Genomic DNA, 14,625 nt, shown 5'->3' with positions numbered 1-14,625 from the left:
GCCGGGCTATGACTTTCAGTCATTCGTCCAGAAAAAGGTCCGGCAGCAGGGTTTGTCCCGGTTCGACGGCATAGCTCGAGAAATCGGTCACGCCCGCTTCGCGCAGGACCTCCTCGTCGATCGAGAACCGGCCATTGCACTCCTCTGCGGGGCGACAGAGCAAAGCATGCGCGGCATCGGCGACGATCTCCGGACGGCGGCAATGACGGGGCTGCACCGCATCGCCCAGCATGGCCAGCGCCGCGGTCGCGATCACGGTACGCGGCCACAGTGCGTGTACGCCGATGCCCTGCGGTCCGAGCTCCGCGGCCAGGCCGAGCGTGACGAAGCTCATGCCCATCTTGGCCAGGGTGTAACCGGTGTGCGGCCCCCACCACTTCGGGTCCAGCGTGGGCGGCGGCGCGAGACTCAGGATGTGCGGATTGGCGGCCTTGCGCAGATAGGGCAGCGCTGCCTGCGCACAGACAAAGGTGCCGCGCGCGTTGACCTGCTGCATCAGATCGAAGCGCTTCATCGGCGTCTTCTCGATGCCGGCCAGCCAGATCGCGCTGGCGTTGTTGACCAGAATGTCGAGACCGCCGAAATGGTCCGCCGCCCGCGCCATGGCATCGGCAACCGCCTTTTCGTCGCGGATGTCCAGCTTGATCGGCAAGGCCTTGCCGCCGGCGGCCTCGATCGCCTCGGCCGCGGTATGGATGGTGCCGGGCAGCTTGGGATTGGGCACGCCGCTCTTGGCCGCGACGACCACGTTGGCGCCGTCGCGCGCAGCGCGCACGGCGATCGCGAGCCCAATCCCGCGCGAAGCACCGGTGATGAACAGGGTCTTGCCGGAAAGTCCGCTCATGCGCGTTCCATCGTTGTGAAAATCGTGAGTGTACGCGCCTGACCGTCGGTCGCTACTCACGCTGGAATCGCGGCAGCGCGTCGCGCAGCTCGGCCAGACGCTCGACCGGATCGCGCAGTTCCAGCAGCATCTGCCGCTCGGCTGGATCCAGCGGTAGCAGCTCGGCCAGACGATAACCGACCCAGGACGCCTGGTCGTAGCAGGTCTGCGGCGCATCGCGCCAATGCGGCGCCGCCTGCTCGACAAGGCGGTGCAGGATATCGGCCAGCAGCACGAATTCGGCCGGTATCGACGTTTCCGGCTCCGGCTCCCAGCAACGCACATCGCCGCGCAACTGGCCGTTGTCGCGCATGTGCACGCGTTCGACGCGGAAACGATCCTGTCCCTTCGCATGAATACCCAGGATGCCGCCAGCGTCGGTGAAGAAATCGGTGATGCGCGCGAGCGTGCCCACGGCGGCCGGCACCGCCGGCTCCCCCGCTTCCTGGCCCTCCAGAATCAGGCACACACCGAAGGGCGCGTCACGCTGCGTGCATTCGCGCACCAGGTCCAGATAGCGCGGCTCGAACACCCGAAGACGCAGCTGTCCGGACGGAAACAGCACCGCGGACAACGGAAACAGCGGCAGATCGGAGATGGACGAAACGGACGAAGCCATATCCCAAGTCTATCGGCCCCGGCGCGAAGCGCCAGGGAGATCCTAGGAGACGCCGCCGCCGACGTGCGAGTGCACACGAAGGGCGGAGGCAAAGCGGCGCGGCGCATCCTCGAATCCGCCGTTGGACATGAACACCACATGGTCGCCGCGGCGCACGGCGAACTTCAGCGCTTCCAGCAATGCATCGACGCTGGGCGCGACATGCCCGCGCCCCTGCAGGGCCGACGTCACCTTCGCCGCATCCCACGGCAGACCGGCGCGCTGCAGGAACACGACCTGATCGGCATCGGCCAGCGACGGCGCCAGCGCATCCGCGTGCGCGCCCTGGCGCATGGAATTCGAACGCGGCTCCAGCGCGACCACGATGCGCGCGTCGCCGACCTTCGCGCGCAGACCGGCCAGCGTGGTGGCGATGGCCGTCGGATGATGCGCGAAATCGTCGTACACATGCACGCCATCGACTTCGGCAATGGTCTCCATGCGGCGCTTGACGTTGGCGAAGTCCGCGAACGCCGGCAGCAGCGCGACCGGGTCGCAGCCCTGCGCCGTGGCGGCGGCCAGTGCGGCCAGCGCGTTCATCACGTTGTGACGGCCCAGCAGCGGCCAGTCGATCTCACCCAGCACTTCGTCGCCGCGTCGGACTTCGAAATGGCTGCCGTCGTCGGCCAGCAGCCGCGCGCGCCAGTGGCCGGCGTCGATGCCGAAGGTCTCCACCGGCGTCCAGCAGCCCATTTCCAGCACTTCGGCCAGGCGCGCATCTTCGGCATTGACGATCAGTCGGCCGTTGCCCGGCACGATGCGCACCAGATGATGGAACTGGCGCTGGATCGCGGCCACGTCGGGGAAGATGTCGGCGTGGTCGTATTCGAGATTGTTCAGCACGGCGATATGCGGGCGGTAATGCACGAACTTCGAACGCTTGTCGAAGAACGCGGTGTCGTATTCGTCGGCTTCGATCACGAACGGCGCCTCGGCGGCGCGCGACGGTTCGGGACCGCCCAGCCGTGCCGACACCTCGAAATTGCCCGGCACGCCGCCGATCAGGAAGCCCGGCTGCAGACCGTCCCACTCCAGCAGGTGCGCCAACAGGCTCGACGTGGTGGTCTTGCCGTGGGTGCCGGCAACGATCAGCGTGTCGCGCGCGGCCAGCACGTTCTCGCCCAGCCACTGCGGGCCGGAAATGTACGGCAGCCGCTCGTCGAGCATGTACTCGACCACGGGCAGCCCGCGTTTCATGGCGTTGCCGACAATGGTCAGGTCCGGCGCCGGCTGCAGATGCTCGGCGCGGTAGCCCTGACGCAGGGTGATGCCCAGCGCCTCGAGCTGGTCGCTCATCGGCGGGTAGACGTTGGCGTCGGACCCCTCGACGGCATGCCCCAGCTCGCGAGCGAGCGCGGCGGCGCCGCCCATGAAGGTGCCGCAGATACCGAGAATGTGCAGACGCATCAGCCGTTGGCGGCGACGCGATCGCCCGGCAGCACGGCCAGGATGCGCTGGAACACCGCGTCCAGCTCGCCCACGCCGTCGACGACCTTGAGCATACCGTGACGCTGGTACCAGTCGGCCACCGGGGCAGTCTGCTCTGCGTAGACGGCCAGACGCTTGCGCACGACCTCGGGATTGTCGTCGGCGCGGCCTTCGGCCTTGAAGCGGATCTCGCAGCGCCCGACGATCTCCTCGGACGGCACTTCCAGCTTCACCACGGCGTCCAGCGGCTGGTTCAGGCGCTGCAGCAGGCCATCCAGCGCCTCGACCTGGGCCAGGTTGCGCGGGTAGCCGTCGAGGATGAAACCGTTGCGCGCGTCGGTCTGCGACAGGCGCTCTTCCAGCATGCCGAGCATGATGTCGTCGGACACCAGCTGGCCGGCGTCCATCACCGCCTTGGCCTTGCGGCCCAGCGGCGTGCCGGCGGCCACCGCCGCACGCAGCAGGTCGCCCGTGGAAATGTGCGGAACGTCCAGTTCCTTCTTCAACCGCGAAGCCTGGGTCCCCTTGCCCGAGCCGGGTGCACCGAGTAGCACGAGTCGCATGATCGCTCCAATGAAGTGCCTCGCACGTCCTCTCCCGACGACGCGCTGGACTCTGGAAAAAATGGAGTTCAAGGTAGCCTTTGCGCCCAGGACAGTCAAACCCGCGGCCGGCGCACCGCACCCCGTCTCACAGCAGGAATCGGATCGACATGGCCAAGGGAAAACTGCTCTACGCCCAGTCCGGCGGCGTCACCGCCGTCATCAACGCCACGGCCGCCGCCGTCATCGAGACCGCGCGCAGTCACGGCGTGAAGGTCTACGCCGCGCGCAACGGCATTCTCGGCGCGCTGCGCGAGGACCTGATCGACACCTCGCGCGAGAGCAAATCGGCCATCGCCGCCCTCCACCACACCCCCGGCGGCGCCTTCGGTTCATGCCGTTACAAGCTGAAACCGCCGGCCACGGACGACTCCGAATACGTGCGTCTGATGGAGGTCATGAAGGCGCACGACATCCGCTGGTTCCTCTACAACGGCGGCAACGACTCGGCCGACACCGCGCTCAAGCTCTCGCGCCTGGGCCGCGAATACGGCCACGAAATCCACTGCATCGGCGTGCCCAAGACCGTCGACAACGATCTCGTCGTCACCGACTGCTGCCCCGGCTTCGGCTCGGTGGCGCGCTACACGGCGCTGTCGGTGCGCGAGGCCAGCCTCGACGTGGCGTCCATGAGCGAGACCTCGACCAAGGTGTTCATCCTCGAGGTGATGGGCCGCAACGCCGGCTGGATCGCCGCCTCCGCGGGCCTCGCCGGCGAAGGCGGCGACACGCCGCCGCACGTGATCCTGTTCCCGGAACGCAGCTTCGAGCCCAAGGCCTTCCTGGCCAAAGTGAAGGCCACCGTCGAGCGCGTCGGCTACTGCACCGTGGTCGCCTCCGAGGGCATCCGCGACGCGGACGGCACGCTGCTGTCGGACACCGGCGGTCGGGACGCCTTCGGTCACGCCCAGCTCGGCGGCGTCGCGCCGCTGCTGGCGCAGATGGTCAACGAGAAACTGGGCATGAAGGTGCACTGGGCAGTGCCGGATTATCTGCAGCGCTCGGCGCGACACGCCGCCTCGGCCACCGACCTGATGCAGGCGCAGGCCGTCGGCAAGGCCGCCGTCGAGTACGCGCTGGATGGCATGAATGCCGTGATGCCGGTGATCCTGCGCGGCCGTGACAGCCCGTACCGCTGGAAGATCGCGGCGGCGCCGCTGGCGCGCATCGCCAACCGCGAGAAGAAGATGCCCAAGAGCTTCCTCAGCCGCGACGGCTTCGCCATCACCGCCGCCGCGCGACGCTATCTCGCCCCGTTGATCCGTGGCGAGGCACCCGTCCCCTGCGGCAAGGACGGCCTACCGCTGCACGCCGTGCTGAAGCGTGTCGCTGTCGCGAAGAAGCTCGCGCCCTGGGACGGTGGTGTATGAGCGGTCCGCTCAGGAAGCGGTGCCAAGCAACAAGCCTTCCTTCTTGAGGACGGACGTCAAGCCCTTGCGGTCGAAGCCTCGCACTTCGTGACTCGGGGTGAAGATCACCGGCACGCCGCGTTCGTGCAGTTGTTCGAAAGCCTTCATCGCCTTCTTCGACTGATCGATCACGCGATCCTCGTAGGCGATGCCGTGCGCCTTGAAATAAGCACGCGCATCGCGGCAGTGCGGACACGTCGACAGTGAATACATCACCACTCGCGGTCCGTTCGCCGGAAGCTGCTGGCTGAAATTCCCCGCGACCACGGTCGGCTTGACCGGATGCATCCAGCGCGACACCACCGGCCCTCCGTACCAGCCGACACCGAGTCCCAAAATCAGAAATGCCACGACAATGGCGATGCTCTTGATGTTCACGTTACAAACTCCATCGCGGCGCATCCGCGCTACGCGCGGGTGCCGGATACGCGGCGCGGAAGAACCCGCGCCGCGCACTTCCTTGTCCATGTCAGCTCAGTGACATTGCACCTGGCAGTACAGATACTGCTGCTCTGAGCACAGCCCGCCCGGACAGGTGGCCTGCATGCAATCGGACACACACTGATCGAATCCCGGCGGCGGCGTCGGACCACTGGCGATGGCCGCCGACGCCAGCCCGAGCCCGAACACAAATGCACTTGCACAAACCCATTGCAACTTGATCTTCATGGTTTCCTCCTTGATTCACGCACGATCCCTTTCGGGACCTTTCATGCATGCCGTCGGCATGCGTATGTCCGCGACGCCTATTCTCGCCTTCTCAACGCGCCGCGGATCTGCCCCGTTAATTGCAGGCTTCGGTGGTGCAGTACTCGGACTGCTCGATGGAACACCCATTGGGACCATAGGAGCAGGCAGACAGACACGCCTGGACGCATTGCTCATAACCGGGTGGCAGCGAAGCAGCGCTCACGGAAGCCACTGACGCCATGCCCATACCGAATGCTAGTGCGCAAAAGCAGGCCAGTTTCATTTTCGCGTTCATTGATCACTCCTTAATCAATCTCGAAAAGTCGCCCTTGCAGGCTTTTCCTTTATGCCACTCCATCGCGCATTTGAAAATCACGCGCCGCCGACGCCTTATATTGCATCGCACAAAGGGTTCGCGACGAACTGCCCCCTATACTCGCGAGACCGTCATGTGACGGCAACGTTCTGGGGAGGTCTAGATGTTGCACGACTACGGTTTATGGATCGCACTGGCATGCGCCATCGTCGCGATCCTGTACGGCGCCTTCTCTGTGCGCTGGGTCCTGGCCCAATCGGCCGGCAACGAACGCATGCAGGAGATCGCGGGGGCGATCCAGGAAGGCGCACGTGCCTATCTCAATCGACAATACGGCACCATTGCCATCGCTGGCGTGGTGCTTTTTTTATTGATCGGATTCTTTCTCAACTGGCCCACGGCCATCGGCTTCGCCATCGGTGCCGTGCTCTCCGGCGCGACTGGGTACATCGGCATGAATGTGTCGGTGCGGGCCAATGTCCGCACCGCCGAAGCAGCGCGTGAAGGCATCAGTCCGGCCATGAACGTCGCCTTCCGCGGCGGCGCGATCACCGGCATGCTGGTGGTCGGTCTGGCGCTGCTGGGCGTGGCCGGCTACTTCTTCCTGCTGCCGCACTTCGGCTACACCGGCGAACACGCGCTGCACGCGCTGGTCGGCCTGGCCTTCGGCAGTTCGCTGATCTCGATCTTCGCACGCCTGGGGGGCGGCATCTTCACCAAGGGCGCCGACGTCGGCGCGGATCTGGTGGGCAAGGTCGAGGCCGGCATTCCGGAAGACGATCCGCGCAATCCGGCGGTGATCGCCGACAACGTGGGCGACAACGTCGGCGACTGCGCCGGCATGGCCGCCGACCTGTTCGAGACCTACGCGGTGACCGTGATCGCCACCATGCTGCTCGGCGGCCTGGCCTTCGCCCACGACACCAATGCCGTGCTGTATCCGCTGGTGCTGGGCGCGGCGTCGATCATCGCCTCGATCATCGGCACCTTCTTCGTGCGGGTGAAACAGGGCGGCTCGATCATGGGGGCGCTGTACAAGGGCGTGATCATCTCGGCCGTGCTCTCGGCCATCGCCTTCTGGTTCATCACGCACAACCTGTTCCCGAACGGTCTGACGTCCACGGACGGTGGCGCGACGATCTCGTCGATGAACATCTTCTACTGCTCCGTCATCGGCCTGGTGCTGACCGGCCTGATCGTGTGGATCACCGAGTACTACACCGGCACCGAGTACAAGCCGGTGCGCCACATCGCGCAGGCGTCGACGACCGGCCACGGCACCAACATCATCGCCGGCCTCGGCGTGTCGATGAAGGCGACGGCGTGGCCGGTGATCGCGGTGTGTCTGGCGATCTGGGGTGCGTTCCACTTCGGCGGCCTGTACGGCATCGCCATCGCCGCGACGGCCATGCTGTCGATGGCCGGCATGGTGGTGGCGCTGGACGCCTACGGCCCGATCACCGACAACGCCGGCGGCATCGCCGAGATGGCCGAACTGCCGGCCGAGGTGCGCGGCGTCACCGATCCGCTGGACGCGGTCGGCAACACCACCAAGGCGGTGACCAAGGGCTACGCCATCGGTTCGGCGGCGCTGGCCTCGCTGGTGCTGTTCGCCGACTACACGCACAACCTGAGCGCCAACAATCCTGGCCAGGTGTTCACCTTCGACCTGTCCGATCACATGGTCATCATCGGCCTGCTGATCGGCGGTCTGATTCCGTACCTGTTCGGCGCCCTGGCGATGGAAGCCGTGGGTCGCGCGGCGGGTGCGGTGGTCGAGGAAGTGCGTCGCCAGTTCCGCGAGATCAAGGGCATCATGGACGGCAGCGGCAAGCCCGAGTACGACAAGGCCGTCGACATGCTGACCAAGTCGGCGATCAAGGAAATGATCGTGCCGTCGCTGCTGCCCGTCGTGGTGCCGGTGCTGGTCGGTCTGCTGCTGGGACCGAAGGCGCTGGGCGGCGTGCTGATCGGCACCATCGTCACCGGCCTGTTCGTGGCCATCTCGATGACCACCGGCGGCGGTGCCTGGGACAACGCCAAGAAGTACATCGAGGACGGCAACTGCGGCGGCAAGGGCTCGGAGGCGCACAAGGCCGCGGTCACCGGCGACACGGTCGGCGATCCATACAAGGACACAGCCGGCCCGGCCATCAACCCGCTGATCAAGATCATCAACATCGTCGCCCTGCTGCTGGTGCCGCTGCTTTCCTGAAACCAGCCACTCTGGTCACGGCAACACATGAACCCTCCGCCTCGCGCGGAGGGTTTTTTTGCATTTACACCCCTCCGACCGGCCCGCGCAATGCGGCTCCCGCCTCCTGCGAGGGACAAGGCGATTCCATGCCACAATGCGACGGCCATTCGCCGGATATTGCGGCGACGCTGTGCGGCCCTGGGGAGAACGGACATGATCGCGACACTGGTCCTGCTTGTGCCGGTTGCCTATGCCATCTGGATCTTCAATCGTCTGGTACGCGACCGCAATCAGGTACATGTGGCGTGGAGCGATGTCGATGTGCAGCTGCAACGCCGGCACGACCTGGTGCCGCGACTGGTCGAAGCCGTGCGCGGCTACGCCCACCACGAGCAGCAACTGCTGCAGCGCGTGACCCGCGAGCGCAGCGATGCGCGCGCGGCGCGGGACACCGACGCGCGCGCCACGGTCGAAACCGCGCTGGGCCACGACCTCGGTCGATTGATCCTGGTCTCCGAGGCCTATCCCGAACTCAAGGCCAGCGCGAACTTCGCTCAATTGTCGACCGAACTGGTCGAGGTGGAGGACGCCATCGCGCACGCACGCCGCTTCTACAACGGCTCGGTGCGCCAGTACAACACGGACCTGGAACGCTTCCCGGAACGACTGGTGGCGCGCGCCACCGGCTTCGTGCCCGCGGCCTTCTTCTCCGCCGAGACCGAAGCGCGCGCACCGGTGTCCGTGAACGGGGGAACCGAACGTGAGACCTAATCTTTCCTGGCTGCTGTGGCTGGCCTGCCTGATGGCCTGGGCCGCTCCCGCGCACGCCGACGAGCGCATCCTGGACTACCACGCCGAGATCCATGTCGCCGTCGACGGCAGCATGACCGTAACCGAGCGCATCCGGGTGCGCGCCGAAGGCCATCGCATCCGCCGTGGTATCTACCGCGACTATCCCACCGAGTACCGCGACCGGCAGCACAACCGCTATCGGGTTGGCTTCCAGGTGCTGGCGGTCATGCGCGACGGGCACGCCGAACCCTGGCACACCAAGAAACAAAGCAATGGCGTGCGCGTGTACATCGGCGACCGCCACCGTACGTTGGCCAGCGGGGTGCACACCTACACCCTGCGCTATCGCACGACGCGACAACTCGGCTTCTTCGACACCCACGACGAGCTGTACTGGAACGTCACCGGAACGGACTGGGCCTTTCCCATCGACCACGCCAGCGCCACGGTGCATCTGCCCGCCGAGGTCGATGCGGCGCGACTGAAGGCATACGGCTACACCGGCGCGCAGGGCGCGACCGGAAAGGCGCTCGATGCCCGCATCCTCGCCGACGGCGCCGAATTCAGTACCACACAGCCCCTGGCGCCGCATCACGGCCTGACCATCGTGCTCGAATTTCCCAAGGGCCTGGTACGCGCACCGGACGCCAAGCAGAAGCTGATCTGGTTGCTGCATGACAACCGCAACCTGCTGCTAACACTGCTCGGCCTGCTGGTTCTGTGGCTGTACTACGGCTGGGCCTGGAACCGCGTCGGCCGCGACCCAGCCTCCGGCCCGCTGGTGGCGCGCTACGAGCCGCCGGACGGCGACTCGGCCGCGGCGCTGCGCTACGTGCGCGACATGGGCTACGACAACACCTGCTTCACCGCTGGCATTCTCGGTCTGGCGGCCAGAGGCTGTCTGGACATCGAGCAGCACGGCAAGACCTACACTCTGACCCGCACCGCCGACGCGCCCGTGCAGAGCCTGCGCGGCGACAGCAAGGCTCTGTTCCAGGCGCTGTTCTCCGGCGGCGACACGCTGAAGCTCAAGCAGTCCGAGCGCACACGCGTGGTCAAGGCGCGCAAGGCGCATGAAGGTGCACTGTCGCGTGCCTACGAGAAGAAATACTTCTTCACGAACCGCAACAAGCTCTGGCCGGGCGTGCTGATTTCCCTGCTAACCCTGCTGGCCATGGTGTACGGCGGCGGCGTGCCGGCTGCCTTCATGCTGCTGTGGCTGTCGATCTGGAGCTTCGGGGTCTATGCCCTGGCCGCCGCGGCCCTGCGCAAGGCCCGCAGCGGTCATGCCGCCAGCAGCATCGGCAGCTGGCTGTTCCTGCTTCCCTTCGCCGCCGGCGAAGTGGCCGGCCTGGCTCTGTTCGGCTCCCTGGTCGGCTACGCCGTCCTGCCGCTGTTCGCGGTGCTGATCGGCACCAACATCGCCTTCTACCACTGGATGAAGGCGCCGACCCAGGACGGCGCCCGACTGCTCGATGGCATCGAAGGCTTCCGCTGGTATCTGGGCGTGGCCGAGAAGCAGGAGCTGGATTCGCGCTACAAACCCGAATCGCATCCGGAACTGTTTGCCCGGTATCTGCCCTACGCCGTGGCGCTGGACGTCGGCAACGCCTGGGGCGAACGCTTCGCCGATGCACTCGATGCAGAACAGATGCGGCAGGCGCAGCCGACCTGGTACCACGGCAGCAACATCGGCCTGTTCACCGCCGGCAACTTGGCGGCCTTCGGCAGCCGTCTCGGTTCGGGCGTGAACAGCGCCATCGCCTCGGCCTCGGTCGCACCGGGTTCAAGTTCCGGTTCCAGCGGTTTTTCCGGTGGTGGCGGCGGCGGCGGTGGTGGCGGCGGCTGGTGACCGCATCGGGACCGGCCCGGGCGGATATCCGGCACATCGATTCCATGCACGGACGTCCCGAGCGTCCGGCAGCGATACGGCAACATCAAGACAATCTGCGAGGTCATCCCATGAAAGCGTTCGGTCTATTCCTGGTTCTGTGCGTCGCAACGAGCGGCGCAAGCATCGCCTTCGCAGCGCCGCCCACACCGGGCGATGGCACTGCCGACCCCTACCTGTGGCTGGAAAAGACCCATGGCGAACGCGCCATGCAATGGGTCCACGAACAGAACGCGCGCACCGAGAAGCGATTCGCCGACAACGCGCAATTCGAGCGCACGCGCAAAGCCATTCTCGGCGTGCTCGATTCGGACGCGCGGATTCCCTACGTTCATCGTCGGGGCAAGTACCTGTACAACTTCTGGAAGGACAAGCAGCACCCGCGCGGCCTCTGGCGACGCACCACACTGGCCGAGTACCGCAAAGACGCGCCGACATGGCAGACGCTTCTGGACATCGACGCACTGGGCAAGGCCGAAGGCCGCAAATGGGTGTTCAAGGGCGCGCAATGCATGAAGCCGGCCTACCGGCGGTGCCTGGTCGAACTGTCGCCGGACGGCGGCGATGCCGTCGAAGTGCGCGAGTTCGACGTCGCCACTCGCTCCTTCGTGAAGAACGGTTTCCATCTGCCGGTGGCCAAGACGGACGTCGACTGGATCGACCGTGACCACATCTACGTCGGCACCGACTTCGGTCCCGGCTCGATGACGAAGTCCAGCTACCCGCGCATCGTCAAGGAGTGGACCCGCGGCACACCGCTGAAGGACGCCCGGACGATCTACGCCGGCAAGAAGTCGGACCTGGCGATTTCCGCTTCGCACGACCGCACGCCGGGCTATGAGCGCGATTTCGTCTACGTGGTGAAGGACTTCTTCCACAGCGAGCTGTACCAGCGCAAGGACGGCAAGCTGATCCGGGTCGACGTGCCGCTCGACGCGCAAGCCGGCGCGCACCGTCAGTGGCTGCTGGTGCAGACCAAATCACCCTGGACCACCGGTGGGAAAACCTGGCCCTCCGGCGCGCTGCTGGCAATCAAGTACGACGCCTTCATGGCCGGCAAGCGCGACTTCACCGCGCTGTTCACGCCCGATGCGCACACGGCACTGTCGTCCTACAGCTGGACCCGGCATCACCTGATTCTGGACACGCTCAAGGACGTGCAGAGCCGACTGGAGGTGCTCACTCCGCACCCCGACGGCAGTTGGTCACGCAAGCCGCTCGCCGGCGCGCCCGCCTTGAGCACGGTGCGCGTGGTCGACACCGACCCGGACCATGACGATGCGTACTGGATCGACGTCACCGGCTTTCTCACGCCCTCCACCCTGGAACGCGGCGTCATCGGCGCCAAGCGTGCCGAGAAGATCAAGCAGGCGCCGTCGTTCTTCGATGCCTCGGCCTTCACAGTGAGCCAGCACTTCGCGACCTCCAAGGACGGCACGCGCGTGCCGTATTTCGAGATCGCACCGAAAGGCATCAAGCCGGACGGTTCCAACCGCACCCTGCTCTACGGTTATGGCGGCTTCGAGGTCTCGCTCCTGCCGCGCTACAGCGGCAGCATCGGGCGCGCCTGGCTGGAACGCGGCGGCGTCTACGTAATCGCCAACATCCGCGGCGGCGGCGAATACGGCCCGCGCTGGCACAAGGCCGCGCTGAAGGCCAACCGTCCCAAGGCGTACCAGGACTTCGCGGCCGTTGCGAAAGACCTGATCCGCCGCGGCGTCACTTCGCCCTCGCATCTGGGCGCCGAGGGCGGCAGCAACGGCGGCCTGCTGATGGGCAACATGCTGGTGAGCTACCCGCAGCTGTTCGGCGCCATCGCCTGTGAAGTCCCGCTGCTGGACATGAAGCGCTACATCCACCTGGACGCCGGCGCATCATGGATTGGCGAGTACGGCAATCCAGACGACCCGAAACAGTGGTCCTACATCAAGACCTTCTCGCCCTATCAGCTGGTGAAGAAAGGTGTGCACTACCCGCCGGTGCTGTTCTACACCACCACCAGCGACGACCGCGTGGGTCCGGCCCAGGCGCGCAAGATGGCGGCAAAGATGGAAGGCATGGGCTACCGAAACGTGTGGTTCTACGAGAACACCGAAGGCGGTCACGGCGCCGGCGCGGACAACAAGCAATCCGCACACATGCATGCGCTGGCCTGGAACTTCCTCTGGAATCAGTTGCAGTAGATCCTAAACCGACTGGACACACGAACGGCATCGCATCGTGGTGCCGTTCGTTATTACAATCGGCGGCCATGGGCAAACAGACTTCGAACACCAATTCCCTGCGCGAGTGGATTCTGACCACGGCGCGCGATGGCCACGACATCGACATGATCCTGCTGATGATGGAGCGGGCGGGATACGAATCGCGTCAGGCGCGGAAAATCGTGGCCAAGACCCTGAACCGCCCGGCCGCGGCCCTGGACGTGGAGGTGAAACCGCCCACCGGCAAGCTTCCCCGCCATCCCGAACCGCCCGTGCAGATCGTCGGCGGTCAACGCACGGAAGTCTCCGTATGCATCGACAAGCCGCCGATCCGCGTCATGGAACACCTGCTGCAGGACGATGAGTGTGAGCAGTTGATCGAACTGGCGCGCCCGCGCCTGGATCGGTCGCTCACGGTGCGCCAGGACGGCGGCAACCAGGTCGACGAAGCCCGTACAAGCCGCGGTATGTTCTTCAATCCCGGGGAATCGCCGCTGATCGAGCGTATCGATGCACGCATGGCCGAACTGGCCGGCCTGCCCACGAGCCATGGCGAGGGCCTGCAGGTGCTGCACTACCTGCCGGGCCAGCAGTACGAGCCGCACTTCGACTGGTTCGACTCCAGCAAGGACGGCTTCAAGCTGGTCACGCTCAAGGGCGGTCAGCGCGTGGCCACCATCATCATGTATCTCAACACACCCGCCGGCGGTGGCGGCACGCACTTTCCGAATGCAGGTGTCACGGTCACCGCGCGTCGCGGTTCTGCGCTGTATTTCGCCTATCAGCACGGCGATCAGGCATCGCTGCACGCCGGCCTTCCGGTCACCGAAGGCGAGAAGTGGATCGCCACCAAATGGCTGCGTGAACGACCGTTCACCTGACCGTCTGCAACACGCACCCAGAACCGCTCGTAAATCAGCGGTTTTTGCGACGCAACACGCTTTGTCCTATGCTGCGCGCCCCCGTATGCATGTATGAAAGGAACCTCCTCCCATGAGTCTGGATCTGGTGACCGCCAGCGACGAAAAGTCTGGCGCGTACAACGTCATCATCGAAATTCCCAAGGACGCCGAGCCAGTCAAGTACGAAGTCGACAAGGCCAGCGGCGCCATTTTCGTCGACCGCGTGCTGACCACGCCGATGCGCTACCCGTGCAACTACGGCTACATCCCGCAGACCCTGGGCGGTGACGGCGATCCGCTCGACGCGCTGGTGATCCTGCCGCTGCCGCTGGTGGCCGGCTCGGTGATTCCCTGCCATCCGGTCGGCATGCTGCAGATGACCGACGAGGCCGGCAGCGACGAAAAGCTGGTGATGGTGCCAACCGCGAAGATCTTCAGCGGCTACGCGCACATCGACAACATCGACAAGGTGTCCGGCCACTGGCTGGAGCGCATCGGCCACTTCTTCGAGCACTACAAGGACCTGGAGAAGGGCAAGTGGGTCAAGCTCGACGGCTGGGGCGACGTGGAAGCGGCGCGCAAGGAGCTGGCCGCAAGCATCGATCGCTACAAGGGCACCAACGCGTCCTGATCGCGCTACGCGTCATCGCGGG

The 14,625-nt window shown here is 65.6% G+C and carries 13 protein-coding genes; 7 read left to right on the top strand and 6 right to left on the bottom strand.

The window, feature by feature from the left end:
• Nucleotides 1-19: 19 nt before the first annotated feature.
• From BTJ49_RS12740 to BTJ49_RS12725, 4 genes are read right to left on the bottom strand one after another with little or no spacing between them, the layout of a single operon-like run.
• Nucleotides 20-844, bottom strand: coding sequence for an NAD(P)-dependent oxidoreductase (locus tag BTJ49_RS12740; RefSeq protein WP_113065783.1), 825 nt, complete (start codon nucleotides 842-844; stop codon nucleotides 20-22).
• Nucleotides 845-896: 52 nt separating this feature from the next.
• A complete protein-coding gene (locus tag BTJ49_RS12735) occupies nucleotides 897-1,502 on the bottom strand; it encodes an LON peptidase substrate-binding domain-containing protein (protein WP_113065782.1) in 606 nt (201 codons plus the stop codon).
• A 42-nt stretch (nucleotides 1,503-1,544) separates the two neighbouring features.
• Entirely contained in the window at nucleotides 1,545-2,948 is a 1,404-nt protein-coding gene (gene mpl, locus BTJ49_RS12730; RefSeq protein WP_113065781.1) for a UDP-N-acetylmuramate:L-alanyl-gamma-D-glutamyl-meso-diaminopimelate ligase, read from the bottom strand.
• The gene (locus BTJ49_RS12725; protein ID WP_113065780.1) at nucleotides 2,948-3,532 is read right to left on the bottom strand and encodes an adenylate kinase; all 585 of its coding nucleotides are present in this window, start codon (nucleotides 3,530-3,532) and stop codon (nucleotides 2,948-2,950) included. The genes mpl and BTJ49_RS12725 overlap by 1 nt, the downstream gene beginning before the upstream one ends.
• Nucleotides 3,533-3,681: 149 nt before the next feature.
• Here BTJ49_RS12725 and BTJ49_RS12720 point away from each other — a divergent pair, with 149 nt between their 5' ends.
• Entirely contained in the window at nucleotides 3,682-4,941 is a 1,260-nt protein-coding gene (locus BTJ49_RS12720) for a 6-phosphofructokinase (RefSeq protein ID WP_113065779.1), read from the top strand.
• Nucleotides 4,942-4,950: 9 nt separating this feature from the next.
• Here the strand turns inward: BTJ49_RS12720 and BTJ49_RS12715 are convergent, their stop codons facing one another.
• On the bottom strand, nucleotides 4,951-5,358 hold the full coding sequence (locus BTJ49_RS12715) for a glutaredoxin family protein (protein WP_168184744.1): 408 nt from the start codon (nucleotides 5,356-5,358) through the stop codon (nucleotides 4,951-4,953).
• A 96-nt stretch (nucleotides 5,359-5,454) separates the two neighbouring features.
• A complete protein-coding gene (locus BTJ49_RS15560; RefSeq protein WP_146742340.1) occupies nucleotides 5,455-5,649 on the bottom strand; it encodes a hypothetical protein in 195 nt (64 codons plus the stop codon).
• Nucleotides 5,650-6,149: 500 nt separating this feature from the next.
• Between BTJ49_RS15560 and BTJ49_RS12710 the strand changes: the two genes are divergently transcribed.
• From BTJ49_RS12710 to ppa, 6 genes are all read left to right on the top strand, one after another.
• A complete protein-coding gene (locus BTJ49_RS12710; RefSeq protein ID WP_113065777.1) occupies nucleotides 6,150-8,201 on the top strand; it encodes a sodium-translocating pyrophosphatase in 2,052 nt (683 codons plus the stop codon).
• A 195-nt stretch (nucleotides 8,202-8,396) separates the two neighbouring features.
• A complete protein-coding gene (locus BTJ49_RS12705) occupies nucleotides 8,397-8,954 on the top strand; it encodes a LemA family protein (protein WP_113065776.1) in 558 nt (185 codons plus the stop codon).
• Complete coding sequence (locus BTJ49_RS12700) at nucleotides 8,944-10,827, top strand: DUF2207 domain-containing protein (protein ID WP_146742339.1); 1,884 nt, start codon at nucleotides 8,944-8,946, stop codon at nucleotides 10,825-10,827. Before BTJ49_RS12705 ends, BTJ49_RS12700 begins: the two co-directional genes overlap by 11 nt.
• A 110-nt stretch (nucleotides 10,828-10,937) precedes the next feature.
• A complete protein-coding gene (locus tag BTJ49_RS12695) occupies nucleotides 10,938-13,049 on the top strand; it encodes a prolyl oligopeptidase family serine peptidase (protein WP_113065774.1) in 2,112 nt (703 codons plus the stop codon).
• A 68-nt stretch (nucleotides 13,050-13,117) separates the two neighbouring features.
• Nucleotides 13,118-13,951: a 2OG-Fe(II) oxygenase gene (locus BTJ49_RS12690; RefSeq protein WP_113065773.1), complete on the top strand. Its 834-nt coding sequence runs from the start codon at nucleotides 13,118-13,120 to the stop codon at nucleotides 13,949-13,951.
• 112 nt (nucleotides 13,952-14,063) lie between these two features.
• The gene (ppa, locus tag BTJ49_RS12685; protein ID WP_113065772.1) at nucleotides 14,064-14,603 is read left to right on the top strand and encodes an inorganic diphosphatase; all 540 of its coding nucleotides are present in this window, start codon (nucleotides 14,064-14,066) and stop codon (nucleotides 14,601-14,603) included.
• Nucleotides 14,604-14,625 lie beyond the last annotated feature (22 nt).

It is taken from the genome of Oleiagrimonas sp. MCCC 1A03011, from assembly GCF_003267965.1.
GTDB classification, from domain to species: domain Bacteria; phylum Pseudomonadota; class Gammaproteobacteria; order Xanthomonadales; family Rhodanobacteraceae; genus Oleiagrimonas; species Oleiagrimonas citrea.
This window is presented reverse-complemented; position numbering and strand designations above follow the sequence as displayed.

Coding starts and splice junctions, on each gene's coding strand:
- BTJ49_RS12740 (WP_113065783.1), bottom strand. CDS start 844: ATGAGCGGACTTTCCGGCAAGACCCTGTTCATCACCGGTGCTTCGCGC.
- BTJ49_RS12735 (WP_113065782.1), bottom strand. CDS start 1,502: ATGGCTTCGTCCGTTTCGTCCATCTCCGATCTGCCGCTGTTTCCGTTG.
- mpl (WP_113065781.1), bottom strand. CDS start 2,948: ATGCGTCTGCACATTCTCGGTATCTGCGGCACCTTCATGGGCGGCGCC.
- BTJ49_RS12725 (WP_113065780.1), bottom strand. CDS start 3,532: ATGCGACTCGTGCTACTCGGTGCACCCGGCTCGGGCAAGGGGACCCAG.
- BTJ49_RS12720 (WP_113065779.1), top strand. CDS start 3,682: ATGGCCAAGGGAAAACTGCTCTACGCCCAGTCCGGCGGCGTCACCGCC.
- BTJ49_RS15560 (WP_146742340.1), bottom strand. CDS start 5,649: ATGAAGATCAAGTTGCAATGGGTTTGTGCAAGTGCATTTGTGTTCGGG.
- BTJ49_RS12710 (WP_113065777.1), top strand. CDS start 6,150: ATGTTGCACGACTACGGTTTATGGATCGCACTGGCATGCGCCATCGTC.
- BTJ49_RS12705 (WP_113065776.1), top strand. CDS start 8,397: ATGATCGCGACACTGGTCCTGCTTGTGCCGGTTGCCTATGCCATCTGG.
- BTJ49_RS12695 (WP_113065774.1), top strand. CDS start 10,938: ATGAAAGCGTTCGGTCTATTCCTGGTTCTGTGCGTCGCAACGAGCGGC.
- BTJ49_RS12690 (WP_113065773.1), top strand. CDS start 13,118: ATGGGCAAACAGACTTCGAACACCAATTCCCTGCGCGAGTGGATTCTG.
- ppa (WP_113065772.1), top strand. CDS start 14,064: ATGAGTCTGGATCTGGTGACCGCCAGCGACGAAAAGTCTGGCGCGTAC.